Genomic DNA, 26352 nt, shown 5'->3' on the forward strand with positions numbered 1-26352 from the left:
GACAGCAGGAGGCGTTTTGCATGAAAAAAATACTGGTTACCGGTGCTTTGGGACAAATCGGTTCGGAACTGGTGATGAAGTTAAGGGAAATCTACGGAGAACAAAATGTCATCGCCACGGATATCCGGCAAACCGACAGTCCGGTCGTCCATTCCGGACCGTTTGAGATTTTGGATGTGACCGATGGCAAAGCCATGTATGAGATTTCCAAAAAATACCAAATAGACACTCTGATCCATTTGGCGGCATTATTGTCCGCCACTGCGGAAAACCGTCCGCTCATGGCCTGGAATCTCAATATGGGCGGACTGATCAACGCACTGGAGGTGGCACGGGAACTTCGTTGCCAATTTTTCACTCCGAGTTCCATCGGCGCTTTCGGCCCGTCCACTCCCAAGAAACAAACTCCGCAAGATACAATCCAGCGCCCCACCACCATGTACGGGGTAAACAAAGTTTCCGGGGAGTTGCTGTGTGATTATTACTATCACAAGTTTGGCGTGGACACACGGAGTGTGCGTTTTCCGGGGTTGATTTCGTATGTGGCTCCCCCCGGAGGCGGAACCACAGATTACGCCGTCGAAATTTACTATGAAGCACTGAAAAAGAAAGCATATACATCCTATATTGCCCCGGGCACTTACATGGACATGATGTATATGCCCGATGCCTTAAATGCCATCATCACGCTCATGGAAGCGGACGCAGCCAAATTGAAACACCGCAATGCTTTCAATGTGACTGCCATGAGCTTCGAACCGGAAGAAATCGCGGCAGAGATTCGCAAACATATTCCGGAATTTCAACTGGATTATCAGGTGGATCCGGTCCGGCAAGCCATCGCCGACAGTTGGCCCGACTCCATCGATGCCACTGCCGCCAAAGAAGAATGGGGCTTTCATGCCGAATATGACTTGGAAAAAATGACCCAAGACATGCTCACCCGTCTGCAAGAAAAATTTACGGTGTTGTCGTAAAAAAAGCCGTCTTCCCATTGATTCCGGGGAAGACGGCTTTTGTCATTCTTTTGCAGACCGGGCTTTTTCTTGCCGGATGATTTGGGTGAACGCTTTGGACTCCGCCACCACGACGCCGGACAAACCGATGAGGCCGATCAAGTTGGGAATGGCCATCAATCCGTTGAAAATATCCGCAATGGACCACACCAGCGCCAAATTCAGTCCCGAGCCCAACAACACCGAACAAGTGAAGACCACCCGGTAACCCGTGACCGATCGGGAACCAAACAAATATTCAAAACACTTCTCGCCGTAATAGGACCATCCCAGCACGGTGGAATAAGCAAAGAAAATCAAGCCGATCGTAACAATCCATCCGCCCGGGCCCGGCAACAACCGGTTAAACGTTTCGGTCGTCAATGCCGCCCCCGTCAAGTCGGTGCCGATATAGTAACCGCCCATCACCAGGCCGATTCCCGTGATGGAACAAACAACAATGGTGTCCAAAAAGGTTCCCGTCATCGACACCAGCGCTTGCCGTCCCGGATGGTCCGTCCTGGCCGCGGCTGCCGCAATCGGAGCGGATCCCATCCCGGCTTCATTCGAGAAAACCCCCCGGGCCACCCCATAGCGGATCACCGTTCCGATCGCTCCGCCGGCAACCGCTTGTCCCGTAAACGCATCCGTAAAAATCAAGGCAAGAGTGGACGGCAATTGATCCACATGAAGCAAAATGATGACAAGTCCCCCCAAAACATAGAAAATGGCCATAAACGGAACCAAAAAGCTGGTCACCCGGCCGATCGATTTAATTCCCCCGATAATCACCAATCCGGTGATCACCGTCAAGACGACACCGGTGATCCAGGGATTCACACCAAAACTGGCCTGCATCGATTCTGCAACAGAGTTGGATTGCACCATACTGCCAATGCCGAACGCGGCAATCGATCCAAACAAGGCAAACAGAACAGCGAGCCATTTCCAACCCAGACCCCGTTCAATGTAATACATCGGTCCGCCGGCCATCTCGTTCCGATCGCCGACCACCCGGTACTTCACGGCCAAAATCGCCTCTGCGTACTTTGTCGCCATGCCAAAAATAGCGGTAATCCACATCCAGAACACCGCCCCCGGTCCCCCGGCAACCACGGCCGTGGCGACTCCCGCAATATTCCCGGTCCCAATCGTCGCCGAAAGGGCGGTCATCAACGATTGAAAATGGGAAATATCCCCTTGCGACTCATGATCCTGCTTCAAGGAAAAGGCCGTTTTCAAAGCGTAAGGAAGTTGAGAAAATTGCAAAAATGACAAACGAATCGATAAATAAATGCCTGTCCCCACCAATAAGACCAGCAAGGGAGGACCCCAAACCACATTCGAAATTTGATCCAACCATTGAGTAAATGATTCCATACCGTTTTCTCCTTTTCGTCCAACACATATCGATTGAATTTTTTTATAATTTTATTTAAAAAGATAATATCACGGCCCTTCCACTTTTTCAATAGATGTTCACAATTTGGCAAACCCACAAAATATAAAAAGCCGCCCCACCGGGCAGCTTCCCTTCAAAAAATGGATCAAAATACCAAGAAATAAATGATTAGCGCCAAAACAATCCGGTATACGGCAAACGGCACCAATTTGATTTTGTTAATCAGTTTCAAAAAGTAGCGAATTGACAACAATGCAAAAAGAAAAGCACTGATGAAACCGGCGATAAAGAAAGGCAGGGCATCCGCCGTAAAATACTCCCAGTTTTTAATCAACGACAGACTACTCGCCCCGGCCATGATGGGAACGGCCATGATAAAGGTAAAATCAGAAGCCGTCCGGTGGCTCAAACCGATCAACACCCCGCCGGAAATGGTGGAACCGGAACGGGAGAAACCGGGCCACAAGGCAATACATTGAAACAATCCGACGAGAAATGCGTCTTTGTAACTAATTTGATCCAACGTCTCCACTCGCGGTCTGGCCGGACGGAACCAGTCTGCGGCAATCATCAGGATTGCCCCGGCGACCAAACCGACGAGTACCGTGGACATGCCAAAGAGATGTTCATCGATCAAGTCCTCAAACAAAAAGCCCAACACGGCAGCCGGCAGCAACCCGACAAAGATTTGCCCCAAGGTCAGGCGGTCCTTCTTTTCGCCTTCTTCGGATCCTTTTCTTTTCAAACCCAACAAATCCAGAATCCGGTCTTTAAAGACGATCACCACCGCCAAAATCGAGCCCAACTGGATGCACACTTTGAATGTATTGGCAACCGGCTCGGAAAAAATCTCTTTCGTTTTAAAAAGAAGGTCATCAACCAAGATCATGTGCCCTGTTGAAGAAACAGGAGCAAATTCGGTCAATCCCTCGACCATCCCCAGGATGATCCCGACAAAAATTTCCCACAAGTTCAATGCGCTCACCTTTTCCTTCAGACTTAGTGATGTATTTCCTGTGAAGACTTCGGAAAAAGAAAATCCATCTCCTATAATGGCACAATTCCTTTTTTCTTGACAATGAAAAGTCCAACAGATTTTTTAAATGTTCATAACTATTTTTTATAAAATCGGAGAGAGCAACCGGGAAATCGATTCTTTAAACCGGATCCAGTTGGAACGCCGGCCATACATCTCTTTCGTCAACTCCCGCGAGTTTTTGAGATCTTGCTCAAAAATGGATTGCAGACGTCCGGCCACCTGAACATCAAATAAAAAGGCATTCACCTCAAAGTTTAATTTAAAACTGCGCATATCAAAATTCGCCGTTCCCACCGATGCAATTTTGCCGTCGACCACAATGGTTTTGGCATGGATAAATCCTTTTTCATAGATGAAGCATTTCACGCCCACTTTCAACAGTTCCCCGATGTAGGAATACGTCGCCCAGTAAACAAACATGTGATCCGGTTGGTTCGGGATCATCAGGCGGATTTCCACCCCGGACAGCGCGGCTATCTTTAAGGCATGCATCAAACTGTCGTCGGGAACGAAATAAGGCGTTTGAATATCAATACGTTCCTTGGCGGAATAAATCATTTTAATCATCCCGTTTTTGATTTGTTCCCACTCGGAATCCGGGCCGCTGGACACAATCTGAAGCGCCGAATTCCCATGGGATGATTTTTCCGGAAAGTAACGTTTTTCATAATGCAGCTCTTTTTCCGAAGCATTGTTCCAATCCAGGAAAAACCGGGATTGCAAAGCATCCACGGAACTTCCCTTGATCCGGAGATGCGTGTCCCGCCAATAACCAAACTTCGGGCTTAATCCCAAATACTCGTCGCCGATGTTAAACCCGCCGACATAGCCGATTTTCCCGTCAATAACAACAACTTTTCGGTGATTCCGGTAATTCACCCGGAAATTTAAATACGGAATCCATTTGGAGGGAAAAAAGGCAGCCACCTCTCCCCCCGCTTCGATGAGGGGTTTAAAAAAGCGGGGCGGCAGCCAGGCCGAGCCCATATCATCATACAGTACACGCACCTTGACACCCTCTTTGGCTTTTCGGGTCAAAGCTTGCACAATCCGATTGCCGATCCCGTCATTTTTAATGATGAAATAAAGCAGATGAATATGATCTTTGGCCTGATCAATGTCGTCCAAAAGGGCATGAAATTTTTCCTTCCCGTCTGTAAAAATCTTCACTTCGTTGTCCTGGGTGAGCAGTCCGTATCCGCTGACCAGATTCATGTAAATGATGGGCTGGTATTGTTCAATCTCCGGATCCCGGAAATGAAACCGGCGCTCCTCCAACTCCTTGGCTTGTGCGGATAATTTACGGACAAACTCTTCGGTGTGCTCGGCATTAAGCCGGAAGATTTTCCGTTTGCTCAGGTTTTGTCCAAAAATAATGTACAGCATAAAGCCGACGACAGGCAGAAACAGCAGAATCAAAATCCAGGCCCAGGTTGCGGCCACGTTCCGCCTCTCTAAAAATATAATGACGATCGCCAACAGAATATTCACCATGGTTAACAATGAAAGTGAATGTACACCCAAGTCCACGAAATTCATCCCACTTCCTCCGCTTTTCCCGGATTTTTCATAAACTCTCCAAACCAGCCATATAAAACATATGAAAAGGAGAGAAATAGCCATGTCATTCGGTCCCCGTTTTTCCCGACGCATTCGTTTGTTTGTGAGAAGACGCTTTAAAACACACAAAAGAAGACCGAGGTTTACCCGCTCGTCATTCAGAACTTCCCGTACGTTTTTAAAGCCATCCTCAATGATCTTTCTGATCTTTCTCGGTTTCACTGTATTGGCCGGTTACCTTGGTTATACCTTTGTGAACCACCAATTGAAACCCGTATTGGCCGCTCTCGCTGAAGAAGAAGCCAAAAAAACGGCACAAAAAGCATTTTTAAAAGGCATTGAAGAAATGCAGCAAAAGGTGAACCCGGTGGCCACCTTGCAAGTCGACAAACAAAACCGGATCACCGGGGTCCAGTTCAACAGCCAGATGGAAGCCAAAGCCTATCAGGTGGTGACGCACCGGATTTTGAAAGAACTGAGTAAAGAAGAAAACCGGATCAAACACATTTCTTTCGGGAAAATCTTGCAAAGCAGCATATTTGCCGACTTGGGCCCCGACATCCCGGTCCATATCTGGGTCGAAGGAACCCCGCATGTCACCTTTACATCCAGTATCGAAGGGAAAGGAATTAATACCACCCTGATTACCGTAAACCTGCAGGCCGTCATCGAAATGCAGTCGTTATTGCCTTTAACCAAAGAACATTATACCCTAAAATTCAACCAGCCCATTGCCCGGCAAGTGATCGTGGGGGAAGTGCCGGATTTTTATCCTTTTGACCTGAATTCAATCCCCCAAAATGATTAGACTGTTATAATGAAAGAAACAGCTTTTTTCCGCCTGCACCCTTCATGACAGGAGGATTGTTTATGCATTCTGATCACCATCATCATACCCCTGCCACCCGTAACCGCCAAAGCCTGACCATGGCGCTTGCAATCACTGCAAGCATAATGGTTTTGGAGTTTGCAGGCGGATTATGGACAAAAAGTCTGGCTTTGGTATCGGAACTCCGGGCACATGTTCAGCGATTGCATCTCACTCGCCCTGAGCCTGGCGGCCTTATGGTTTGCCGCCCGGCCGCCGTCAGCCCGCAAAACATACGGCTATTACCGGTTTGAAATTTTGGCGGCGCTTTTTAACGGCGTCACCTTGTTCATCATCGCCGGGTTCATCGTGTGGGAAGCCATCCGACGTTTTTTGGACCCGCCCGAGATCCAAGGGAACATGATGATGGCCATTGCAGCCGTCGGACTGTTTGCCAATGTGATGAGTGCCTGGATTCTCTTTAAAAAAGGGGATGTGAAAGAAAATCTGAATGTCAAAAGCGCCTACCTGCATGTATTGGGCGACGCCCTGGGTTCACTGGGTGCCATCCTCGCCGGCTTCATGATCAGTCTGTTTTCGTTTTACCCGGCCGATCCGCTTCTCAGCATCATTGTTGCCGTCATCATCCTGAAAAATGCATGGGGAGTGATCACCCATTCGGTCCATATCTTGATGGAAGGCACCCCCGTCACGGTGGATCGCGAGAAAGTGGAACAAGCATTAAAACAGATTCCCGGCGTTATCAATGTCCATGATCTTCACATCTGGACCATCACGTCGGGTATCGATTCCTTATCCTGTCATTTGTTGGTGGAAAAAGATACAGACCCGCAACACATCTTAAAAACCGCCATCGAGGTGATCGGACAACAATTTGCCATCCAACACACCACCATTCAAATCGAAACCACCGATTTTCAACATCAAGCCGGACACCTTCTTCACTGACGGATTGCACAGAAAGGAGCATTCATGATGCAAAACGAAGAACACAAAGAAAACCCGAAACAAGAGAAAAAAATATTGTTCACCATCGTTTCCTCCGCCTTTTTGATTGCACTTCTCATCTTGATTTTTGCCATTTCCATCACTTCATAACAAAAGCCCCGGCCAAAAAGCCGGGGATCTTAGTTTGATATTTTAAATAGTTTATTTTAAGGTTCAATGCCACAACTTTAACCTTTAATTTTCTCTAAAATACTGACTGCTGTATTGATTAACTGACAAACCGCTTCACTTCCCGCCAGCAACCCGCTAAGATTTTGTAACTTTGTATTTAAAATAGAGAGAAAATTGGTAGACATTTGATCAGCAGACACCTTACTTGACGCTTCTTCAAGATCATAAAGCGCCTCTTCTTTTTTCTCAGGTGGTAAAGATTCCGTTTTCTCTAATTCTTTTACTATTTTTTCAAGCACTTCCACCAACTGACGTTTCGGATCTTCCTCATCAAGCTTCCCAAGATTAACGGTTTGCGATATGTTTTGTGGCCCTCCATGGCTGATATTAATTTGTCCATTATTCTCACTAATGTTTAATTCATTTTTACTCATAGGTAACTCCTCCCGAAATTTATTTTTTGTTTACCACTTGTGAGACCTGCATTTTCCCATCTTTAGCAATATTTATCTGACCTTGATTCCGGTGAATAATTATTTGTTGAATAATCGTTTGCTTTCCACTATTCTTCTTACCACTTTTACGAGCAATTCTTTCAAACAAACGATCAACATGGGTTTGCTCTTCCCGTGTCCGTTCAAATAATTTGTCCTCATGAGAAATATATTGTTTTAATTTACCTGATGGAAATTGCCTCACATTGCCAAACTTATTCCAATCAGTAAATACAAGAAAACTTTCGCGTGCGCGGGATACTGCAACATTCAACATATTAATCCCTTGATCATAAAAAGGACGATTTGACTCATGATCCACTGGCGAAAACAAAATAATATCCCTTTCTGCTCCTTGCAATTCATGAACAGTACCTACCGTGATATTTTTGACGCCAAGTTCTTTTAAAAATTCTTGTATCAAAGTACGCTGGTACCTGAAAGGAGTAACCACTCCCACCAAATCCTTCAACTCTGACTTTTTATTTTCCGTTTTTTGAGCTTGTCTGAGAATTGAATGTTTATTTTCTGCAATCCATTCAGCCACTGCAGCGGCTTCCATCAAATTGAACTTACTACCGCCAATCTCTTCGGTCTCCCCTTCAATATGAGCATATCCTAAATACGGAATATCATGATATTTCATTGAATAACCTCTAAGAGGCATAAGATTTCCATTATAAGCCAAGTCGTTGCAATACTGGATGATATCATCCACACAACGCCGGTGCTCATTAAGGAACATTCCGCCATACATCTCTTCCTTTTGATATTTACTGCGGCGCTGTGCAATTCTCATTACACTACCGCGATGGGTAATTCCTGTTTTTTCAATTTCAGAAAACTGATCCCACCGTTTAATTATATTAGCCCCCAAAAGATTTCCAATATCTATAGATAAGTTGAGGTTGCTGATCGGCTCAATTTGCATGGTATCCCCAACGATTAGAGCTTTTTTGGCCAATGAAAAAACCGGCGCCGCCAAAGGAGGAGTCACTTGACCCGCTTCATCAATAATAAGTAAATCAACAAATTCATAAAGGTAATTTGGATCTCTGTCATTTGCAAAAGATTTTTTTCCCCACTTGTTATCCAATTTTAAATGGCGGGCAATCATATAAAATGTTGCAACAAAGCATGGAGCCAGCATGGCATAACGTCGCAAACAATTGGCTTTTTTCTCTTTTGATTCCAATTTGCTTTCAGTATCATTTTCAACTTCCAAAAGCCAGCGTGCTTCCCAATAATGGGTTGCCAACTGAAACAAGAGATAACGAAGACTGACATCCAACTCCTCCATCATCTCACTAAAGCTGTCAGGAATTTGTTCAGGTTCTTCACCAATCCCGTATTTTTTTCGCCAATTTATCAAGTCAGCTTCTGCATCCTTATATTTCTCTAACCGCGAATAACAATTATCTAATTGCTGTTGGATATGCATTTTAGAAAACAGAGTCACTTCGAAGGGGAGATCATCTTTCCATTTCAAAATAAAATTTTCATTTCTTCGTTCCTGTTTTTCTTTAATAGCTGGGATAAACGACAACAAGGACCAATGAAACGGCTCTTTACTACAATGTTGATTCCACTCTGTCTTCAACATTTTAAGTTGCTTAATTTGTTTATCAAGTTGTTCTTTATGTATAACTCGCGAATCTTCTAACTCAGAAGAAAAATAACCGCGACCGTTTTTTTTCAATTCCTCTTGGTACGCCACCCAGCTTTTGATGTATTGAATCCCCTCCTGCAACACCTGATGCCACTTGTTCAACTCCTCATGCAACCATTTACAAGCTTCCTTGAGATGATGAAATTTTTGCCCCGCCGCTTTCCCACAGTGATTCAAAAAAGCTTTTTTCAATACGGGCATATTCATCTTTTCCATGTCTTTCATAAAATTCATACCGTTTTGTGTGACGATTTGGTAATCATTTACTTTGTTTTTGTTATTATCCAGCCATTTCGAAGAAGGAAAATAAAGCCCGTAACTCTTTAGCGGCTGAATCCAACGACCTTGTAATAATTCAGCCAATTCCCCCCATTTTCGATTTGAATTGGTTTTTCCCTGATTCATTTTCCCAAATGAATCAATAACATTAATAATCGCCTGATTATTAGTCGATGTTGCGAAAATAACAGGAGGTTCACTGCCTTCTATCGCCTTTTCAACCCACAATGAAGCTACAACATTTTGAATCAATGTGGTTTTACCGGTTCCCGGGGGCCCATTGACTGCAAGAATCTCTCCTTTTTTTAAAGAAAATAAGTGTTGTAGCGATTCTCTTTGCCGTTGAGACAATGGATATTGAGAATTCATCTGCCCCAAATGAGATTCAGCACCGTCCTTTTCATGCTGAATCGGCTCTTTTTCCTTTTCGTCCAATGACAAAAATTCTTGTAAAAGCTTTGGATATTTTTTTAACTTAATTACATCTTCATATAGAGATAAAATATCCCTTGATTTATTCTCTAATTCCTTGGGAATGATACACACTTGATTACTTACCCGATAACCTGGCAACTTTAGCGATCGGAAATTTTTTCCTGTCACATGTTGAAACATATTTTCAGCATATTTCCAAGCTGCTATCCAGTTTTCTTCCACCAAATAAGGGTGTTTCTCCACATAATCATCATTCTTTTCAATTGTACCAATCGTTATCTCATTGTCTTTGGATGACGGTTCCAAATATTGACGGACAAAATATGGTGGTCGCTGTGAAATAGGCACCAATCTCTGTTCATTCAATTTGGCAATGATAAAAAAGGGCAATATAACTGATTGACTGTCTGATTCAGAAAGGATAACCGGACAAATGTGGTATTCTAATTCTCCTTTTGATTTTATATTTGATGATTTTTTCTTAATCAATTCCAGTGATTCTTCAGTCAGTTTTCCACTCTTTACTTCATCCAGGGAAAGATTTACACCATGATTCATATTTAGTGAACTGTGATCACTATCAATATGACTTCGCAAAAAATAACGTAATAACTTTTTGTCGGAATCCATTTTTCCACTCCTCTCCCATATTCATATTCTTCTGCAAACAAAACAAGATCCCTACCGCAATAATTAAATTTTTATAAATCCTTTAAATAGATAAAAAATAGACTTAATCACAATTGCATTAACAGTATGACGGGCATTCTTAAAATTTGATTCAATGATTTCAAGAATACAAATCAATATACATTTTAATAAAGGTGACAGGGAGCGACGTAAATGAATGAAAAAATCAATATCCGGCAATTCAAGCGTGCCAGTAAAACGGCCGAGTTTGCCGCTTTGTTCCGCACATTGGAATATACTTTTCCCAAAGAACGGCGTTTGGTGGAAGATCCATTTGCATATCATTTTTTAAGCCGGCCACTGAAATTCATTGCGGCACTGGCTCGTGTTCCGGTTGCCGGCTGGTGGATACTCGGACTGATTGATCATGTTGAACCCGGAGCAAGGGCTTCCGGCGTGGCCCGAACCCGGCTCATTGATGACCATTTGATCTATGCTTTGTCCCGGGAAATATCACAAGTGGTGATCCTCGGTTCCGGATACGATTCCCGCCCTTACCGCATCCCGGAATGCCGGAAAACCCGGGTGTTTGAAGTGGATCAAGCAGGCATTTTGCGTTTGAAAAGGACAAAACTGGATCGCCTTCTTCACCGGTTCCCTGGGAATGTCTCTTTTGTTAAAACCGATCTGAACATTGAAAAGATCAACGAAACATTGCGGCAACACGGGTTCAACAAAAACAAGCCCGCTTTTTTTATCTGGGAAGGTGTCACCCAATATCTGACCCGCCGCGCAGTGGACCAAACCATGGATTTTATCAGCGGGACGGCACCCGGCAGCTTTCTGCTTTTCACCTATGTCCATAAAAAAGCGATTGACCAATGGCTGAACGGGCCGAAAGCTAACTGGATCCGCCGTTGGGTCAAGCAAATGGGGGAACCGTGGATCTTTGGTTTTGATCCCAAAGAACTCCCGGATTACTTGAACCGTTACGGGCTGGAATTGGTGGAAGACGTGGACTCCAAAACGTTCCGGCAGCGTTATATGAATCCCAGAAGTCCCCACATCGAAGAATACCGGTTTTACCGGGCGGCTCTGGCCCGCGTCAAAAGCGAAGAACAACCCCGGATCCGATTCTTTCGATCTTTTTTTCGCCAAATGGAATAAAAAAAGAAACCAATGCCTACAATGATATTTAAAGAGGCACTGGTTTCCCGCTTAATCCTGATGGTACGCAGGAATATCCAAAAGTTCATTCACGGTGACAAACTGGTAGCCTTCTTTCTTTAACTGTTGAATCAGCCGGGGGAGGGCTTGAACCGTTGCCGAACGATTGCCTCCCCCGCTGTGCTGAAGGACAATGCTGCCGGGTAATGCATGTTGGACCACATTTTGATAAATCCGGTCCGGTGTCTGTCCCGGTTTCCAGTCCAGTGTGTCGATATCCCATTGAATGACGGAAATCCCCATTTGATGGATCAATTTTTCTTTTCCTTTGACAGCCCCGTATGGCGGTCGCAGCATCGCCATTTTTTTGCCTGTCAGCTTTTCCACGATTTGATAGGTTTTGGTGATTTCCTGCCGTACTTTCGCATCATTCTCCTTCACCAAATTTGGATGGCTCCAGGTATGACTGGCAATCACATGCCCTTCATTCACAATCCTTTTGACCACTTCCGGATGGCGCGGCACTTGATTGCCGATCACGAAAAATGTGGCAGACACCTGCTGTTGCTTTAAAATGTCCAGAACCTGACCGGTATATGTAGCATCCGGTCCGTCATCAAAAGTGAGCGCAATTTTTTTCTCTTTGGTCGGGCTCTGGTAATAAGTGGCAGCCGGTTTCGCGCGATAATAAAAAGAAGGGACAGGTGCCCTCTCCGCAAGTTGATCCGGCATGGCAAGCGTTTTTTCGTTCAATGCATCCGGCTGTTCTTCCGGATTTGCAGCAAACAAAGTCGTGCCTGCACAACCGCTAAGCAAAATAAAACTTGACAATACAAAGATTAACTTTCTCATCGATGAACTTCCTACTCTATTTTTCTATATAGTAAGCGATCCTATAATTAAATCTATGCTATCTGTGAATCTAAATTCAAGCGATGATCCATGGAAATATTTGATGATCATGTGAACCTTTCGCATTACAGCGACACCATACTTACGATCGTTGATCCTTATGTCATTTCAAAGAAAAATATTCCTCCATGACCAGTCCTTTTTCATTCAACTCTTTGGCCAATTCTTTGCCCACATACCGAATGTGCCACGGTTCATAAGCATAACCGGTCACGTCTTCTTTTCCTTTGGGATACCGGATGATAAAGCCGTGCTCCGCTGCATGATCGGCAAGCCAGCGACCAGCCTTGGTTTCTCCGAATGATTCAATCAACTGGTAATTGACAATGGAACTGGAAACGTCCATCGCCAGTCCGGTCTGATGTTCACTGTGTCCCGGCCGGGCATTATACTTCGACGTATTGGCCATTCCCTTGCGTTGCAAAGCAGACTGATATGTCGCTTGTTGTCGCTCATAAGAACGGTAACCGGATACGGCAACCAAATCAACCCCGTCTTTTTCAGCCGCCTTGAACAATTCCGCCAAGGCTTCTGCCGCTTCTTTTCGCATCAGTTTCTTTTCAGCAGTGCCTTCAAAAGAAAAGGTCACATCCGGTTCAACCAAATCCGGGGGAACATAATCCGCCGGAAGTTCTCTCTTTTTATTCACCACCACCGTGAGCGAATCCGGCGAGTCAATATCCCATTTTTCCTGCGGCGGCACCGGTTTGGGTTTTACCTGTGTCACCTTTTCCTGTTTGGGTTCTATATTTTTGGCATCAGCCGGCACGTCTGTCTGCGTACAGCCGGCCAATAGCACAGTGCCTGCAATCAGTGGAATCGAAATGGATTTGAAAAACATTTTTTTCATTGGTCCTGCCTCCAGTGTACTATCCGTCCAAGCGGACGCGTCAACGGATAAACCATTGAACTTCTTCCTATCATTATATCGTTAATCCGGTTGTATGTGCGAGAATCTCTTCGTTGTTCGAAAAAATATCAGCCTTTTTTGCCATTATTTAACACCGGTTCAAGTTGCAACCGGTATCCTGCTTCATTGTTGCTATGTATTATGAATTGAAAAAACCTCCTGCAAACAACACGATGGTATCCAGGATATTGAGCCCGATCAAGATCCAAGCCCCGGTCTTCTTCTTTTTCAATATCAGCGATATAATGGCCCACAAACAGGAAGCAATGCCGAAAGGCACCCAAAGAAACATAAAAAGGAGAGCCACCGTGATCCCCGAACTGAGATCAGGCATCAAAAGAATCATATTGTACGTCACCACACATTTGGCAAAAAGCATCATGGCTGACATCACGTTGTACCCGTTGATTTTTTTCAATGTTTTTTTCCACTTGCGGCCCTCTTCTTCCGGGAGGGGGTCTTCTTCCGGGACTTCATCTCCTGACTCCTCTTGATTGATCAGATACTGCAGATAGAAAACCCCCAGAAAAAAGGCCAACAGATAGGTGGCGATTTGATTGGTCAGATCGGTGTCTTTCCCCTCATGCTCCAAAAACATCCCCCGCAAATAAACGGGGATGATCCGGTTGATAACAAACAAAATACAGAGAATCGTCCAAGCCAGTTCAAGATAAAGCATTGAAAATTCATAGGAAAACTCAAATCCTGTCAACCCCAGGAGCAACCAGCCAAAGCTCATCGCAAAATCAAGCAACGCGGCAATCCATATATACCACAACGGAAAACGCTTTTGGGTGTTTAGATGCTGAATCGCTTTTTTTCTGCTCAAATACCAGTAATAACCATAAAACCACCGTGTCACCACTTGCAAAAGAATCATTGCCACAACCGGCATTTTTTTAAATCCGGCTGCCCGGTATATTTTTTTCAGTCCGGCATGTTCAATGGCTTCCAAATTAAAATCTCCTTTCCAGAATTTATAATTCTATTCATTTATCTTATCATAAAACTGTTTCACAAGAATTATCGCAATCCCCGGAATAAAACATTAAAAAAGGCTGTTGACTTTTAATCAGCCAACAGCCTTTCAGCCTGCTCATACGGGATTATGATTGAAACTTCCCGAGGACGTCATTGATATTGACTCCCAACGCATCCGCCAAACGTGTGCCGTATTCTTCATCCGCACGATAGAAGTTGTAGATCGCCCGTTGTTTCGTCTCTTCATGCACTTCTTTCAAATCATTGGTCAGGTTTTTGATCAAATTGTCCTGCTCTTCTTTTGTAAATGAACGGTAGCGTTCGCCTGCCTGCTTATAGTCGAGGGTTTTATAGATTTTATTCCGTCCGGCGTTTCCTTCCAGCGGGGTTTCGCTTTCCAGGTATGCCGGATCTTCTTTCGGACGGTCGTCATAGCGGTTGGGTTCATAGTTAACGGTCGGGACATCTTTCTTCATTTGCATGGGTCCATCCGTTTGATAGTTATTCACCGGAGCAATCGGCCGGTTGATCGGGAGATGCAGGTAGTTGGCCCCCAAACGGTGACGTTGCGTGTCCGGATAAGAAAACAACCGTCCTTGCAACAATTTGTCTTCTGACGGTTCAATTCCCGGAACCAGCGCACTCGGGGAAAAGGCCGCTTGCTCGACTTCGGCAAAGAAGTTTTGCGGGTTGCGGTTCAAAGTCATACGGCCGACCAATTGCCACGGATACTCGTCTTCCGGCCAGATTTTGGTTGCATCCAGCGGATCGAAATAGAATTTATCCATGTCTTCCGGCGGCATGATTTGAACATAAAGATCCCATTCGGGATAGTTTCCTTTTGCAATATTTTCAAACAGATCGCGTGTGGCATGGTTTGCGTCTTTTCCTTGGATTTCCATTGCTTCTTCCGCGGTCAAATTTTTGACACCCTGGAGGGGTTTCCAGTAATATTTAACATATACGACTTTACCTTCTTGATTTACCCATTTAAACGCATGTACACTAAACCCTTCCATTTGCCGGTAGTTCGCGGGAGTTCCGTAATCGGAAAACAGCCATGTCATCATATGTGTGGATTCCGGACTCAGTGTCATGAAATCCCAATACCGGTCCGGCGACTGGATATTGGTATCGGGAGCCGGTTTCAGCGAATGAACCATATCCGGGAATTTGATGGCATCGCGAATAAAGAATACCGGCAAATGGTTCCCCACCAAATCATAGTTTCCTTCCTCAGTATAAAACTTCGTTGCAAAACCGCGCGGATCCCGGGCCGTTTCCGGCGAACCTTTGGAATTGATCACGGTTGAGAAACGGACAAACACCGGTGTTTCTTTCCCCACTTCTTGCAAGAAAGCCGCCTTCGTATATTCTTTCATGCTGTTGATCACACGAAACACGCCGTGTGCGCCGGCGCCTCTCGGGTGAACCACCCTTTCCGGAATGCGTTCACGGTCAAAGTGCGCCAGTTTTTCGATCAAATGATAATCTTCCAACAGGGTGGGACCACGCCGGCCTGCGGTGCGGGAATTTTGGTTGTCGCCAACCGGAGCCCCCTGGTTCGTGGTTAAACGTTTTTTGAATTGATCCATCTGTTTATCGACCCCTTTTTCAAGGTGATTATTATTATCATTCTTTATTAAGAATAATTATAATCTAGAAAAAATGCAATGGGTTCCCCGGAAAAAGATTTGACAGAAAAAAAACGATCCCGTCAGGGATCGCTTTCATGAATCCGGGGAACATCTCTTCTTTCTCTCTGATAATAATATTCGCAAACCGGCCTCCGTTTACGGTCTCCGAAACAAAAAAATCATGAATCTGTTTCATTTCTTTTAATAATCAGCTATAAAAATAGCAATGAACACGCTATACTTATGTGGGAATAATCATGGAAATGGATGAGGAGTTGAAACACGCAAATGGAAAACTGGATTATTGAATTCATGGAAAAATTCGGATATTTTGGCGTCTTTTTAATGATTGCTTTGGAAAATATTTTCCCTCCCATCCCTTCTGAAGTGGTTCTCACCTTTGGCGGGTTTATGACCACCAAATCGGATTTAACCGTTTTCGGCGTGGTGGTTGCAGCCACACTGGGAGCCGTTGTCGGGGCCGTCATTTTGTATTTAATCGGTTTATTGTTGAACGTGAACCAACTGGAAAAGATCATTGACCGTTGGGGACATATCCTGAAAATTAAGAAAGAAGACATCCATAAGGCGGATCGTTGGTTTGAACGTTATGGCGTATGGACCGTCTTCTTTTGCCGCATGGTCCCGATTGTGCGCAGCCTGATCTCCGTTCCGGCCGGCATGGCCCGCATGAACATGGTTTTATTTTTGATTTTCACCACCATCGGAACCCTGATCTGGAACACCATTCTGGTCAGCTTGGGAGCCGCCTTCGGTGAAGCCTGGACCACGGTGTTGGATTATATGAGCGTTTACTCCAACGTTTTCTACGTCATTTTCGCCGTTTTGTTCGTTTTGGTGATCGCTTGGTACGTCAAAAAACGCAAAGCTTATTAAACAAACAAAAGGTAGGGAAAAGGATCTTCCCTACTTTTTGTTTGTTGCCAAATATCTTTTGGTCGTCTCCATGCTCTGGTGCCCGGCCAAACGGCAAACGGTTTTCAGATCGGCTCCGGCTTCGATTAACCGGCGGCAAAAGGTGTGCCTTAAGGTATGGGGCGAATATGCTTTTAACCCGATCTCCTTCAGATATTTTTTCACCAGGTAATGAACCCCCTGCCTGGACATTTTTGCCCCGCTTTGGGTGCAAACCACCGGCCCTTTGTTTCCCCCTTCTTTCCGCCAGTCATTCAACGCCCGGTAAAGACGTTGCGTGACCGGAATCCTTCGTTTTCCCTGTTCGTTTTTCACTAAAATTTCGTGATCTTCCCACAATATTTGGTCCCAATCCATCCGGATCAGCTCAGAAACCGTGCAACCTGCATCCAGCATCAACAACAACAGGCACCGGTTCCTTGATCGTTTCCAATCATTTTTCTCCATCTCCACCTGAATAAGCAACCGCTTCTCTTCCTCTTTGTCCAACCAGGAGTGGGGAGGCAAAACGGTTGGGGAAGAAGGCGTTTTCCAATCAATCTCCAGTAACGGATTGGTTCCCGCCAGGTTTTTTTCGATCAAGAAGTCCCAAAAAGATTTTAATGAAGCCATATATTTATGAACCGTGGCGATCGAAAGCTTTCTTTGCGTTAACAATTCCTGTTGAAAAGCGATGATATGAGAGCTCAACACTTGGGTGGGCAAGGCCAATGAAGGATATTTTTGCTGAAACCACGCCGCGAACATCAACACCGTCATCACATATTCATCAATCGTCCGCTGCCTTCTTCCCGTGTCAACCAACCACTTCACAAACTCATCCACAAAATCTGAAAAACTGCTGAAATCCACAAAATCACACCTCCCTTGGTGTCTCCCATTATAAGGCATCCGGATCGGTTGGCAAATTGTTGGAAGTTAAAACATATAAATAAGCAAAAACGGACAAGGTTGGTTTCGCTGATGTACAAGTTTATCATGCGCACACTTTGCTACCCTGCCGGTTTAATCATCAAATCGCTGGGCATCACGCTGATGATCGGTTCCCGGGCGGGGACGGATGCCTGGAACGGATTATATGTGGGAATGAGTGATCAGTTTGGATTCACTGTCGGAACATGGGTGATTCTCATCGGAATGCTGATCATTTTGCTGAATGCCGGTTTAAAAAAGGGAAAGCCGGACCTCTTTTCATTGCTGACGGTGCTCATCCTCGGAACCTGCATCGATTTTTGGTTGAACATCCTTTCCTTTTATCCGGTCAATCGCTTGGAGCAAATGCTCACGTTTTGGGCCGGACTGATTTGCACCTGTTTTGGCATTTCGGTCTATGTACAAGGAAAATTTGCGCTGACCCCGTGTGACGATCTGATGTACGTTCTGTGCCGGCGGTTCGGGCTGAGCCTGGCTGTATCCAAAACCCTCACGGATGGCTGCGCGCTCGTTTTCGCATTGATGCTTCACGGGCCGATTTCGGTCGGAACCGTCATCTTCACCTTTTTAAGCGGCCCTTTGGTGCAGTTTTTTGCCCCCAAAATCGATGGATTGTTGAAACAGGTAAAATAATCCACCCTGCGATGCCCGGGATGGATCATTGTCCGGAGGTGCCAACGCTTTGATCTCCAGTTTTTTTCCGACCCGGAATACCAGGCGGGTCCCATCCGGATATTGGCTCAATTGTTCTTGGATCCAGTTTTCCACCACCCGGTTGTTGTCACTGGGAACATAATCCACATACGAACCGGCTCCGCCCTCCTTGCAGACATGAAGCGGCCACTCCACCCGGTCATAACCATCTTTTACGGGATGGTTTTTAAAAGCGGCTTCCCTCCGGGCTTCGGCATTGGCCCGGTCGAGGGTGCAAACATGGATCTTGGTAGTCCGGAAAGCATTCCGGAAAAACCTGGCCCTCTCAGCAAACGTCTTGTCCAAATAAAAAACGGCCCCTTTGCTGAAATCAGCACTCTGGTTTTCCCCGCTTGCCGAACATCCCGTAACCAGCCAAATCAAACTGAACATCACACTCCAAAAGCGCATCGGTTTCCTCCTTTATGGCAAAACAATTTCCGGAATTAACACATGTTTTCCATTTTTAATATGGACGGATCCCTCCCTTTTTATAAGCGCCATTTGCCAAGCGAAAGTTGGTATGCCCGCCATCAAAGCCTGACCAATATCTTTGCCATCCGGATCACTCTTTTGGTTCCCGACCTTCAGATCCTATATAATGAATAATAGGAATGTTTTTATAAATATCCAACCGACTTCATCCGGAGGTGTCGTTTCCATGACCCGAAAACATGGATTAAAAATTGTCGCCATCGGCGGCGGGTCCAGCTATACGCCGGAACTGGTCGAAGGATTCATCAAAAGATACGACCATCTGCCTGTCCGGGAATTGTGGCTGGTCGATATTCCCGAGGGAGAAGAGAAATTAAACATTGTCGGGAATCTGGCCAAACGCATGGTGAACAAAGCCGGACTGCCCATCCGCATTCATCTCACGTTAGACCGGCAGCAAGCGCTTCAAGGTGCGGATTTCGTCATCACCCAGTTCCGGGTCGGAGGCCTTCGCGCCCGGGCCTTGGATGAAAAAATCCCCCTTCGATACGGTGTGATCGGACAGGAAACCAACGGGCCGGGAGGCCTTTTCAAAGGGCTTCGGACCATCCCCGTCATCCTGGACATTTGCAAAGAGATGGAAACCCTTTGTCCCGATGCCTGGCTGATCAATTTTACCAATCCGGCCGGCATGGTCACGGAAGCCATCCTCCGATACAGCCCGCTTACCAAAGTGGCCGGCCTTTGCAATATTCCCGTCGGAATGAAAATGAGCGTGGCCCAAATGCTTCAGGTCGAGCCGGAGCGGATTCACATCGACTTTGCCGGATTGAATCACATGGTCTTCGGGCTCAACGTTTATCTCGACGGACAAAACATCACCGGACAAATCATTGACCGGATCGCCCAAGGAGACACCTCCGGCATCCGCGCCAAAAACATTATCGACTTGGGCTGGGAAAAAGAGTTTATCAAAGCGTTGGGCATCCTTCCTTGTCCGTATCACCGGTACTACTTCCAAACGGAAAAAATGCTGGCCGAAGAACAAGAGCAAGCGCGAAAAACCGGAACCCGCGCCGAAGTGGTGCAAAAAGTGGAAGCTGAACTGTTTGAAAAATACAAAGACCCAAAGCTCGCCGTCAAACCGCCTGAACTGGAACAACGCGGCGGCGCTTACTACAGTGATGCCGCCTGCAACCTGATCGACTCCATCTACCACGACCGCAAAGACATCCAAACCGTCAATGTAAGAAATCAAGGCGCCATCGCCAGCATCCCCCACGATTCCGCCGTCGAAATCAACTGCGTCATCACTGCAAGCGGCCCCAAACCCATCGCCATCGGAGACCTGCCCGTCCCCGTCAGAGGGCTCGTCCAACAGATCAAATCCTTTGAACGGGTCGCCGCCGAAGCCGCCGTAACCGGCAACTACCATACCGCCCTGCTGGCCATGACCATCAATCCGCTCGTTCCTTCCGACTCCGTCGCCAAAAAAATCCTGGATGAAATGCTGAAAGCCCACCGAAAATATCTGCCGCAATTTCAACAATAAAAAAGGCGGGGATTCATTCCCCGTCCCAACCATAAAATTAGAGAACCGGATTAAACACAACGCACCGAAATCAGCGTATTTCGGCGAACTCTCCGGACAATCGTTCTCCGGATGCGCCGCCCTCTGCAGACAAAAATAAAGGTTTGTCTGTGCCGGCCCCGGCCGCAGATGACCACCAAAACTTCACCGGGGCGCAAAAAAAAGCGGCGAATGCGCACCACTCTTCTTCCGCAGCGCACAATTCTTCTCTCTCCCCGGCGGAGAACGAAAATTCTCCTTGCCTGTGCCGCAGTGACCCCATGATCTTGGCCAAGGGGAATTCCAAACTCTGTCATCCTATCCCTCCTTTTTACAAAGCTAAATTATTCTATGAATTTCCCTGCAATTGGTCTAAACCAAGAACCAATTTTCATGAAATTAAACTTCTTCTTGATTCCCCCTGTCATTTGCTTTGCATGCAGATGCAAAATTGCTCTTGACACTCTGAAACAAAGGGATCATCATGACCGTGCGAAGAAAAAACGGGGAGAGGAGACAAAAACATGGAGAATGTAACTGCCAGCGTAAAAACCGAATCCATCCTGTCCTTTCAATCCACTATCCGCAAATCGGAGAATGCCTTGGATCAGATGACGCAAAAAGGCGCAAACACCTCCCTCATCCGGAAAAGGCTCAAAGCCTTTCACATCGGCTTGGCCATGCTGGAATACGCCTGGTATCAAAGGCCTCATCCTTACACATCGGAAGAGCTGACCGAAGCCCGCCAAATTCTTACCGGGTTACTCCCTTTCATTGAAAAGATTTACGCAAAATCAAAAGAAGGAAGTCCGCAAAAAACACTTTTGGAAAGAAGAATCCAAGCGTTCAACCTGGCCATTCAAGCAATTGACGATTCAGCGAAAAAGTAAAGGACAGGCCGGCCGCCGTGCGGTCTTCCTGCCCTTTCTTTTTAATGTTGAATGACCTTTTTATATGGATCCAAATCGAGATGATCGACATCCACCTTTTAAATTTCCTGTGGCAAAGTATATGTGTATAGCAGATAATCAATTTTTTTGGCACCCTCAAGTGACTTAGCCATAAAATTGGGGATGAACCAATATCATTCTACTCATCCCCGTTTCCCTATTCTTTGATGACTGTCTTATATTGATTCAGATCATGATGATCAATGTCTATGTTTTGGATATCTTCAAAATGAATATTATAGCGGTATAAGGTATATTGACTTTCTTCAGCTTCCTTTGGTGCTGATTTTAATTCATCATCTGCAACAAAAATTGTTACTCCAACTTGGTTAAAGTTTAACCTTTTTAATTCTTTTAGAAAGTTTTTGATTCCTTGTTCATATTGACCATTTTGCTCATAAACCCTTAAGGTCACGTTTAGCTTATATTCCGGATCAACTCCATTTTTCAAAACTTCAAACACTGAAGGAATTTTCCCTGTATACTTATCTTTTTTCGTCCCATCTGAAAAGCCAATATTCTCGATCCTTCTCACATCAAAATCCTTTTTGACCAACGACGTAATTTTTGGAGTTAATTCTTCCGTCCATAATGTCTCAACATATGTATCCCTGATTTCATTCGGTTCCATAATGATTTCTACATAAGTGTTTTTTGCATCTTTTATATTCCCTTCAACGGAGTATGTCTGACCTGTAAACAAATCCTTACTTACCTCGGATACTTCAAAATCTTTGTTGTATGTATCTTTGATATACTGAATTGCTTTTTCTTTGATTTTTTTCTCTTCTGCCTGATTTATATCTCCCTCTCCTCCCGTTCCTGTGCATCCAGCCACAAGGAATACAAACAACAGAATGAAAACGATCCAGCTTCTTTGGATATTCACCTTTTCCACTCCTTTCTTCTCATCAAACAATCGTTAAGACCATTATATAAATTCCGCTGTCCCATTGACTTAGCCATAAATTTAGGGATGGGCCAATATCTTTCTGCCCATCCCCGTTTCCCTATTCTTTGATGACTGTCTTATATTGATCCAGATCATGATGATCAATGTCTATGTTTTGGATATCTTCAAATGATATATTATAGCGGTATAAGGTATATTGACTTTCTTCGGCTTCCTTCGGTGCTGATTTTAATTCATCATCTGCAACAAAAATTGTTACTCCAACGTGGTTAAAGTTCAGCTTTTTTAGTTCTTCTAAAAAGCTCTTGATTCCTTTTTCATATTGGCCATTTTGTTCATAGACTCTCAATTTTACGATTAGCTCATAATCCGGAGCCCCTTCATTTTTCAAGACTTCAAACACCGATGGAATCTCTCCGGTATACTTATCTTTTTTCGGGCCATTTGAATAAGCAATGTGCTCAATCTTTCTCTCATCAAAATGTTTTTGAACCAATGACGTGATCTTTGGTTTGAGTTCTTCGGTCCATAATGTTTCCACATATGTATCCCTGATTTCATTCTGTTCCATAATGATTGCTACATAAGTGTTTTTATCATCTTTTATATTTCCTTCAACTGTATATATCTGTCCGCTTAAAAAATCTTTCGTCACATCAGAAACTTCATATTCCTTATTATACGTATCCTTGATATACCGAATCGCTTTTTCTTTAATCTCTTTTTCTTCAGCTTTATCCATATCTCCCACTCCTCCCGTGCCTGTGCATCCTGCCAGCAAGTATACAAACAACAGGATGAAAACAATCCAGCTTCTTTTGAAATTCATCTTTTTTACTCCCTTCCTATCATCAATCAATTCCTAAGGTCATTATATAAATTTCTCTGTCCCATTAACTTAGCCATAAATTTAGGGATGGGCCATTATCTTTGCCCATCCCTGATCTTTTAATGTTTTATTACTGTTTTATATTGATCCAAATCGTGATGATCAATGTCTACTTTTTGGATATCTTCAAAATAAATATTATAGCGATATAACGTATATTTACTTTCTTGAGTTTCCTTTGGTGATGTTTTCAAATCGTCATCTGCAACAAAAATTTCAACACCGACTTCGTTGAAATTTAACTCCTTTAAATCTTTTAAAAAGCTTTTAATCCCCTGTTCATATTGACCATTTTGTTCATAGATTCTCAATACTAAAGATATCTCGTATTCTGGATCTCCTCCATTTTCTAAGATAGTAAAAATAGATGGTATTTCTCCGGTATACTTATCTTTTTCGGTTCCATTTGAGTATGAAATATGTTCAATCTTCCTTACATCAAAATTATTTTCAACCAAAGATTTAATTTTGGGCTTTAATTCCTCCGTCCATAATGTTGCCACGTATGTATCCCTGATTTCATTCGGTTCCATAATAATGGATACTTGAGTGTTCTTTTGATCTTTGACATTTCCTCTAACTGTATAAGTTTGTCCTGTGAAACGGTCCTTACTTACCTCGGATACTTCGAAATCTTTGTTATATGTATCCTTAATATACTGAATGGCTTTTTCTTTGATTTTTTTCTCTTCTGACCAATCCATGTCCCCCATGCCTCCTGTGCCTGTGCATCCGGCCAACAGGAATACAAACAACAGGATGAAAACAATCCAGATTCTTTGGATATTCACCTTTTTTCTACTCCCTTCCTATCATCAAACAATTGTTAAGATCATTATATAAATTCCGCTTTCCCATTGACTTAGCCATAAATTTAGGGATGGGCCAATATCTTTCTTGCCCATCCCCATATTCATCTAAATCAGTATACAGTTTTATATTGATTCAAATTTATTGAATCAATTTCCGCTTTTTGAATATCATCAATCGAAATTACATATTCGTATAATAAGTATTTTCCTTCATCTTCTTTTGTTGTCGATGTTTTTAATTGATCATCATAGACATAAATCGTTACTCGTACCCTATTAAAATTCATTTCTTTGATTTCCTCTAAAAAGTTTTTTATTGATTGTTCATACTTCCCTCCGTTTTTATAAATTTCTCCAGTCCATTTAAACAAATAATCCTTATCTCCCCCGTTTTTCAGCACTTCATACACGGATGGAATCTCTCCGGTATATTTATTCGTTTTTGTCCCATTGGTATAAGAGATAGTTTCGATTCTCTTTATTTCAAAGTGTTTATTTGAAATTTCCTTGATTTTTGGTTCTAACTCCTGATCCCATTTCACAAGCACATAATCATCTTTTATCTCTGGAGGCATCCAATAAACAGTTATTTCTGTATTGTTCTCATCTTTCACATTTCCCGTTATAAAACAATTGGAATTAAACTCTCGAACACACTCCACTTTTGTTACAACAAACTCTTTATTGTATGTACTTTTAATATGCTGAACAGCTTTATCCTTCAGTTGTTTTTTTTCCTCTTGACTCATTTGCTTTCCCTCTTCCTTTGGTAATGTATCAACGGAATTTGTTTGACAACCGGTCAGCATCATAACAATGACACAAACACAAATGATTGGTATCCACTTTCCTCTCAACCGAATTCACTCCCTTGGGGCAATATTTCCATTATTTTTCTCATATAAATTTGGAATGGGTGTATCTAATTTTTCCTTTGTATCTTCATCGTACCCGGTTGTGAAATTAGAAATGCCATGACTTCCTGAAGAAACATTGATATTTAATTTGTTATCTAGTCCCTCATCTAACGTTACTTTACCGGCTTTATCAATATCATAAGTTTCTCCCAGTCGATAGCCAACCGATCCCACTACATCATCATTAAAACGATAGTTGCGAATCAGTTTATCATATGCGCCTGTGGACTCTTTAATAATATCCACTTGTACATGAGGATCTGTAAGATTTATCACATAACTTCCAGCAGTTAACACAGCAGCCCCTTTAGGACCACCTAAAGATCCAAGCAAAGTACTCCCATTCACATTTGGGAACAGGTTTTTTCCCGGGGCATTAAAAGTGACTGCTGGAATTTTATATCTGGCTGCACAATCAGCAGCTAAATATCCTCCTAAAGAATGCCCCGTAATGGTCTTTTTATAATGCTTATACTTTTCATTACTTAAAATCTGTTCTTTCACAAAAATGCGTGCCTTATTTACTTGTGAATTAACCAAACTACTGTCATTCCCCAAAGCAATGGGCCCATCACCGATTACAATATCTTGCCACTGATCAGGTTCTGTGCCCCGGAAAGCAATAATCATTTCTTTTGTGGTGGAGTTAACAAACACATGAGCTTGTAGCCCATTAGACAAGTCAAGACTTAAGCTTTTATCTTCTGACCAATCTTCACCAAGATAAGTTTCTATATTTTTCTCTGAGATTACATCTTTATAAGTCATATCTGATGCAAATGCCAACTGTCTATCAGTCACTTCACGATCCTTTAACGTCCCATTGGGATATAACCAATTTTCTATTGACTGTCGAACACTGCTATATGCCCGCTGAACTCCATTTTTTATCTGGTGTCCAAACTTACTGAACAATCCGGTGAGGGCTGTGATTCCAAGCACAATTCCCCCAGTGATTTTGCCTGCTGTGGAGGTCATCCAATCCCAGGCTTTTTGGGCCGCTTTCTTGGTGGCGGATGCGGCGGTGTCCCAAGTCTTTTTCGCGCCGTTTTTCAGGTTGTTCCAAGTGTTGGAGACCCCGTTTTTTAATTTGTTCCAAGAACCGGAGACAAAGTCTCCCACTTGGCTGAAGAAGCCTTTCTCCTGCTTGGACGGGGCAACGTTCAGCTCCTCCGTCGGCTTGGGAGCCGGAGCCGGTTTTCCTTGGTTGAAATCCTCATGGATCTGCGGAACATCGAAACTCCCG

The 26352-nt window shown here is 44.1% G+C and carries 25 protein-coding genes and 1 pseudogene; 9 read left to right on the plus strand and 17 right to left on the minus strand.

The annotated features are described in order from the left end of the window. The first annotated feature begins 20 nt into the window (after window positions 1–20). Window positions 21–977, plus strand: coding sequence for an L-threonine 3-dehydrogenase (locus I8U21_RS13380; RefSeq protein WP_198054080.1), 957 nt, complete (start codon window positions 21–23; stop codon window positions 975–977). Between the two features lie 42 nt (window positions 978–1019). On the opposite strand, the gene I8U21_RS13385 is transcribed toward I8U21_RS13380, so the two are convergent. From I8U21_RS13385 to cls, 3 genes are all read right to left on the minus strand, one after another. Beyond that, window positions 1020–2375 (minus strand): alanine/glycine:cation symporter family protein, encoded by a 1356-nt coding sequence (locus I8U21_RS13385; RefSeq protein WP_198054081.1) that lies wholly within the window; start codon window positions 2373–2375, stop codon window positions 1020–1022. Window positions 2376–2542: 167 nt separating this feature from the next. Then, entirely contained in the window at window positions 2543–3373 is an 831-nt protein-coding gene (locus I8U21_RS13390) for an undecaprenyl-diphosphate phosphatase (protein WP_304650715.1), read from the minus strand. A gap of 144 nt (window positions 3374–3517) precedes the next feature. After that, a complete protein-coding gene (cls, locus tag I8U21_RS13395) occupies window positions 3518–4975 on the minus strand; it encodes a cardiolipin synthase (RefSeq protein WP_198054082.1) in 1458 nt (485 codons plus the stop codon). Window positions 4976–5189: 214 nt separating this feature from the next. Between cls and yunB the strand changes: the two genes are divergently transcribed. The 3 genes and pseudogenes from yunB to I8U21_RS15210 all read left to right on the plus strand — a co-directional run bounded on the left by yunB (window position 5190) and on the right by I8U21_RS15210 (window position 6923). Then, a complete protein-coding gene (gene yunB / locus I8U21_RS13400) occupies window positions 5190–5804 on the plus strand; it encodes a sporulation protein YunB (RefSeq protein ID WP_198054083.1) in 615 nt (204 codons plus the stop codon). 44 nt (window positions 5805–5848) lie between these two features. Then, window positions 5849–6773: pseudogene (locus tag I8U21_RS13405) on the plus strand (cation diffusion facilitator family transporter). Between the two features lie 27 nt (window positions 6774–6800). Further along, complete coding sequence (locus I8U21_RS15210) at window positions 6801–6923, plus strand: hypothetical protein (RefSeq protein WP_255516978.1); 123 nt, start codon at window positions 6801–6803, stop codon at window positions 6921–6923. A 77-nt stretch (window positions 6924–7000) separates the two neighbouring features. On the opposite strand, the gene I8U21_RS13410 is transcribed toward I8U21_RS15210, so the two are convergent. Together I8U21_RS13410 and I8U21_RS13415 are read right to left on the minus strand one after the other, a co-directional pair. Further along, window positions 7001–7378, minus strand: a complete 378-nt coding sequence (locus tag I8U21_RS13410) for a hypothetical protein (protein ID WP_198054084.1) — start codon at window positions 7376–7378, stop codon at window positions 7001–7003. Between the two features lie 19 nt (window positions 7379–7397). Next, window positions 7398–10451: a DEAD/DEAH box helicase gene (locus tag I8U21_RS13415; protein ID WP_198054085.1), complete on the minus strand. Its 3054-nt coding sequence runs from the start codon at window positions 10449–10451 to the stop codon at window positions 7398–7400. A gap of 213 nt (window positions 10452–10664) precedes the next feature. Between I8U21_RS13415 and I8U21_RS13420 the strand changes: the two genes are divergently transcribed. Then, window positions 10665–11618, plus strand: coding sequence for a class I SAM-dependent methyltransferase (locus tag I8U21_RS13420; RefSeq protein WP_198054086.1), 954 nt, complete (start codon window positions 10665–10667; stop codon window positions 11616–11618). A 51-nt stretch (window positions 11619–11669) separates the two neighbouring features. Here the strand turns inward: I8U21_RS13420 and I8U21_RS13425 are convergent, their stop codons facing one another. The 4 genes from I8U21_RS13425 to I8U21_RS13440 all read right to left on the minus strand — a co-directional run bounded on the left by I8U21_RS13425 (window position 11670) and on the right by I8U21_RS13440 (window position 16016). Then, on the minus strand, window positions 11670–12470 hold the full coding sequence (locus I8U21_RS13425) for a polysaccharide deacetylase family protein (RefSeq protein ID WP_181732534.1): 801 nt from the start codon (window positions 12468–12470) through the stop codon (window positions 11670–11672). Between the two features lie 163 nt (window positions 12471–12633). Continuing rightward, window positions 12634–13380 carry a M15 family metallopeptidase gene (locus I8U21_RS13430; RefSeq protein ID WP_181732535.1) on the minus strand — a complete coding sequence of 249 codons (747 nt, stop codon included), beginning with the start codon at window positions 13378–13380 and terminating at the stop codon, window positions 12634–12636. 199 nt (window positions 13381–13579) lie between these two features. Beyond that, a complete protein-coding gene (locus I8U21_RS13435; RefSeq protein WP_198054087.1) occupies window positions 13580–14395 on the minus strand; it encodes a hypothetical protein in 816 nt (271 codons plus the stop codon). A 151-nt stretch (window positions 14396–14546) separates the two neighbouring features. Continuing rightward, the gene (locus tag I8U21_RS13440) at window positions 14547–16016 is read right to left on the minus strand and encodes a catalase (protein WP_198054088.1); all 1470 of its coding nucleotides are present in this window, start codon (window positions 16014–16016) and stop codon (window positions 14547–14549) included. A gap of 330 nt (window positions 16017–16346) precedes the next feature. On the opposite strand from I8U21_RS13440, the gene I8U21_RS13445 reads away from it, so the two are divergent. Continuing rightward, window positions 16347–16955 carry a DedA family protein gene (locus I8U21_RS13445; protein WP_181732538.1) on the plus strand — a complete coding sequence of 203 codons (609 nt, stop codon included), beginning with the start codon at window positions 16347–16349 and terminating at the stop codon, window positions 16953–16955. A gap of 30 nt (window positions 16956–16985) precedes the next feature. On the opposite strand, the gene I8U21_RS13450 is transcribed toward I8U21_RS13445, so the two are convergent. Beyond that, complete coding sequence (locus I8U21_RS13450; protein WP_198054089.1) at window positions 16986–17846, minus strand: tyrosine-type recombinase/integrase; 861 nt, start codon at window positions 17844–17846, stop codon at window positions 16986–16988. Between the two features lie 111 nt (window positions 17847–17957). On the opposite strand from I8U21_RS13450, the gene I8U21_RS13455 reads away from it, so the two are divergent. Next, a complete protein-coding gene (locus tag I8U21_RS13455) occupies window positions 17958–18560 on the plus strand; it encodes a YczE/YyaS/YitT family protein (RefSeq protein ID WP_181732540.1) in 603 nt (200 codons plus the stop codon). Here I8U21_RS13455 and I8U21_RS13460 read toward each other — a convergent pair. Then, window positions 18495–19031: a hypothetical protein gene (locus tag I8U21_RS13460; RefSeq protein WP_181732541.1), complete on the minus strand. Its 537-nt coding sequence runs from the start codon at window positions 19029–19031 to the stop codon at window positions 18495–18497. The genes I8U21_RS13455 and I8U21_RS13460 overlap by 66 nt on opposite strands. Before the next feature lie 250 nt (window positions 19032–19281). Here I8U21_RS13460 and I8U21_RS13465 point away from each other — a divergent pair, with 250 nt between their 5' ends. Further along, window positions 19282–20607: a 6-phospho-beta-glucosidase gene (locus tag I8U21_RS13465; protein ID WP_198054090.1), complete on the plus strand. Its 1326-nt coding sequence runs from the start codon at window positions 19282–19284 to the stop codon at window positions 20605–20607. A gap of 50 nt (window positions 20608–20657) precedes the next feature. Here I8U21_RS13465 and I8U21_RS13470 read toward each other — a convergent pair whose 3' ends face one another. Next, window positions 20658–20942, minus strand: coding sequence for a hypothetical protein (locus tag I8U21_RS13470; protein ID WP_198054091.1), 285 nt, complete (start codon window positions 20940–20942; stop codon window positions 20658–20660). Window positions 20943–21149: 207 nt separating this feature from the next. Between I8U21_RS13470 and I8U21_RS13475 the strand changes: the two genes are divergently transcribed. After that, window positions 21150–21515, plus strand: a complete 366-nt coding sequence (locus I8U21_RS13475) for a hypothetical protein (protein ID WP_198054092.1) — start codon at window positions 21150–21152, stop codon at window positions 21513–21515. 217 nt (window positions 21516–21732) lie between these two features. On the opposite strand, the gene I8U21_RS13480 is transcribed toward I8U21_RS13475, so the two are convergent. The 5 genes from I8U21_RS13480 to I8U21_RS13500 form a co-directional block, all read right to left on the minus strand. Then, the gene (locus tag I8U21_RS13480; RefSeq protein WP_198054093.1) at window positions 21733–22464 is read right to left on the minus strand and encodes a hypothetical protein; all 732 of its coding nucleotides are present in this window, start codon (window positions 22462–22464) and stop codon (window positions 21733–21735) included. A gap of 121 nt (window positions 22465–22585) precedes the next feature. Then, window positions 22586–23317: a hypothetical protein gene (locus tag I8U21_RS13485; RefSeq protein ID WP_049719725.1), complete on the minus strand. Its 732-nt coding sequence runs from the start codon at window positions 23315–23317 to the stop codon at window positions 22586–22588. A 119-nt stretch (window positions 23318–23436) separates the two neighbouring features. Further along, a complete protein-coding gene (locus I8U21_RS13490) occupies window positions 23437–24081 on the minus strand; it encodes a hypothetical protein (protein ID WP_198054094.1) in 645 nt (214 codons plus the stop codon). A gap of 218 nt (window positions 24082–24299) precedes the next feature. After that, window positions 24300–25046 (minus strand): hypothetical protein, encoded by a 747-nt coding sequence (locus tag I8U21_RS13495; RefSeq protein WP_138615120.1) that lies wholly within the window; start codon window positions 25044–25046, stop codon window positions 24300–24302. A gap of 6 nt (window positions 25047–25052) precedes the next feature. Next, on the minus strand, window positions 25053–26352 hold a 1300-nt coding region (locus tag I8U21_RS13500), incomplete at its 5' end, for a Tle-like phospholipase domain-containing protein (protein ID WP_483316388.1).

This window comes from Thermoactinomyces sp. CICC 23799 (assembly GCF_016055145.1).
Taxonomy (GTDB): Bacteria; Bacillota; Bacilli; order Thermoactinomycetales; family Thermoactinomycetaceae; genus Thermoactinomyces; species Thermoactinomyces intermedius.

Bases quoted from the DNA above. Each gene is read 5' to 3' on its own strand.
- I8U21_RS13380 (WP_198054080.1), top strand. From the start codon at position 21: ATGAAAAAAATACTGGTTACCGGTGCTTTGGGACAAATCGGTTCGGAA.
- I8U21_RS13385 (WP_198054081.1), bottom strand. From the start codon at position 2,375: ATGGAATCATTTACTCAATGGTTGGATCAAATTTCGAATGTGGTTTGG.
- cls (WP_198054082.1), bottom strand. From the start codon at position 4,975: ATGAATTTCGTGGACTTGGGTGTACATTCACTTTCATTGTTAACCATG.
- yunB (WP_198054083.1), top strand. From the start codon at position 5,190: ATGATCTTTCTGATCTTTCTCGGTTTCACTGTATTGGCCGGTTACCTT.
- I8U21_RS15210 (WP_255516978.1), top strand. From the start codon at position 6,801: ATGCAAAACGAAGAACACAAAGAAAACCCGAAACAAGAGAAAAAAATA.
- I8U21_RS13410 (WP_198054084.1), bottom strand. From the start codon at position 7,378: ATGAGTAAAAATGAATTAAACATTAGTGAGAATAATGGACAAATTAAT.
- I8U21_RS13415 (WP_198054085.1), bottom strand. From the start codon at position 10,451: ATGGATTCCGACAAAAAGTTATTACGTTATTTTTTGCGAAGTCATATT.
- I8U21_RS13420 (WP_198054086.1), top strand. From the start codon at position 10,665: ATGAATGAAAAAATCAATATCCGGCAATTCAAGCGTGCCAGTAAAACG.
- I8U21_RS13425 (WP_181732534.1), bottom strand. From the start codon at position 12,470: ATGAGAAAGTTAATCTTTGTATTGTCAAGTTTTATTTTGCTTAGCGGT.
- I8U21_RS13430 (WP_181732535.1), bottom strand. From the start codon at position 13,380: ATGAAAAAAATGTTTTTCAAATCCATTTCGATTCCACTGATTGCAGGC.
- I8U21_RS13440 (WP_198054088.1), bottom strand. From the start codon at position 16,016: ATGGATCAATTCAAAAAACGTTTAACCACGAACCAGGGGGCTCCGGTT.
- I8U21_RS13445 (WP_181732538.1), top strand. From the start codon at position 16,347: ATGGAAAACTGGATTATTGAATTCATGGAAAAATTCGGATATTTTGGC.
- I8U21_RS13455 (WP_181732540.1), top strand. From the start codon at position 17,958: ATGTACAAGTTTATCATGCGCACACTTTGCTACCCTGCCGGTTTAATC.
- I8U21_RS13460 (WP_181732541.1), bottom strand. From the start codon at position 19,031: ATGCGCTTTTGGAGTGTGATGTTCAGTTTGATTTGGCTGGTTACGGGA.
- I8U21_RS13465 (WP_198054090.1), top strand. From the start codon at position 19,282: ATGACCCGAAAACATGGATTAAAAATTGTCGCCATCGGCGGCGGGTCC.
- I8U21_RS13470 (WP_198054091.1), bottom strand. From the start codon at position 20,942: ATGACAGAGTTTGGAATTCCCCTTGGCCAAGATCATGGGGTCACTGCG.
- I8U21_RS13475 (WP_198054092.1), top strand. From the start codon at position 21,150: ATGGAGAATGTAACTGCCAGCGTAAAAACCGAATCCATCCTGTCCTTT.
- I8U21_RS13485 (WP_049719725.1), bottom strand. From the start codon at position 23,317: ATGAATTTCAAAAGAAGCTGGATTGTTTTCATCCTGTTGTTTGTATAC.
- I8U21_RS13490 (WP_198054094.1), bottom strand. From the start codon at position 24,081: ATGGATTGGTCAGAAGAGAAAAAAATCAAAGAAAAAGCCATTCAGTAT.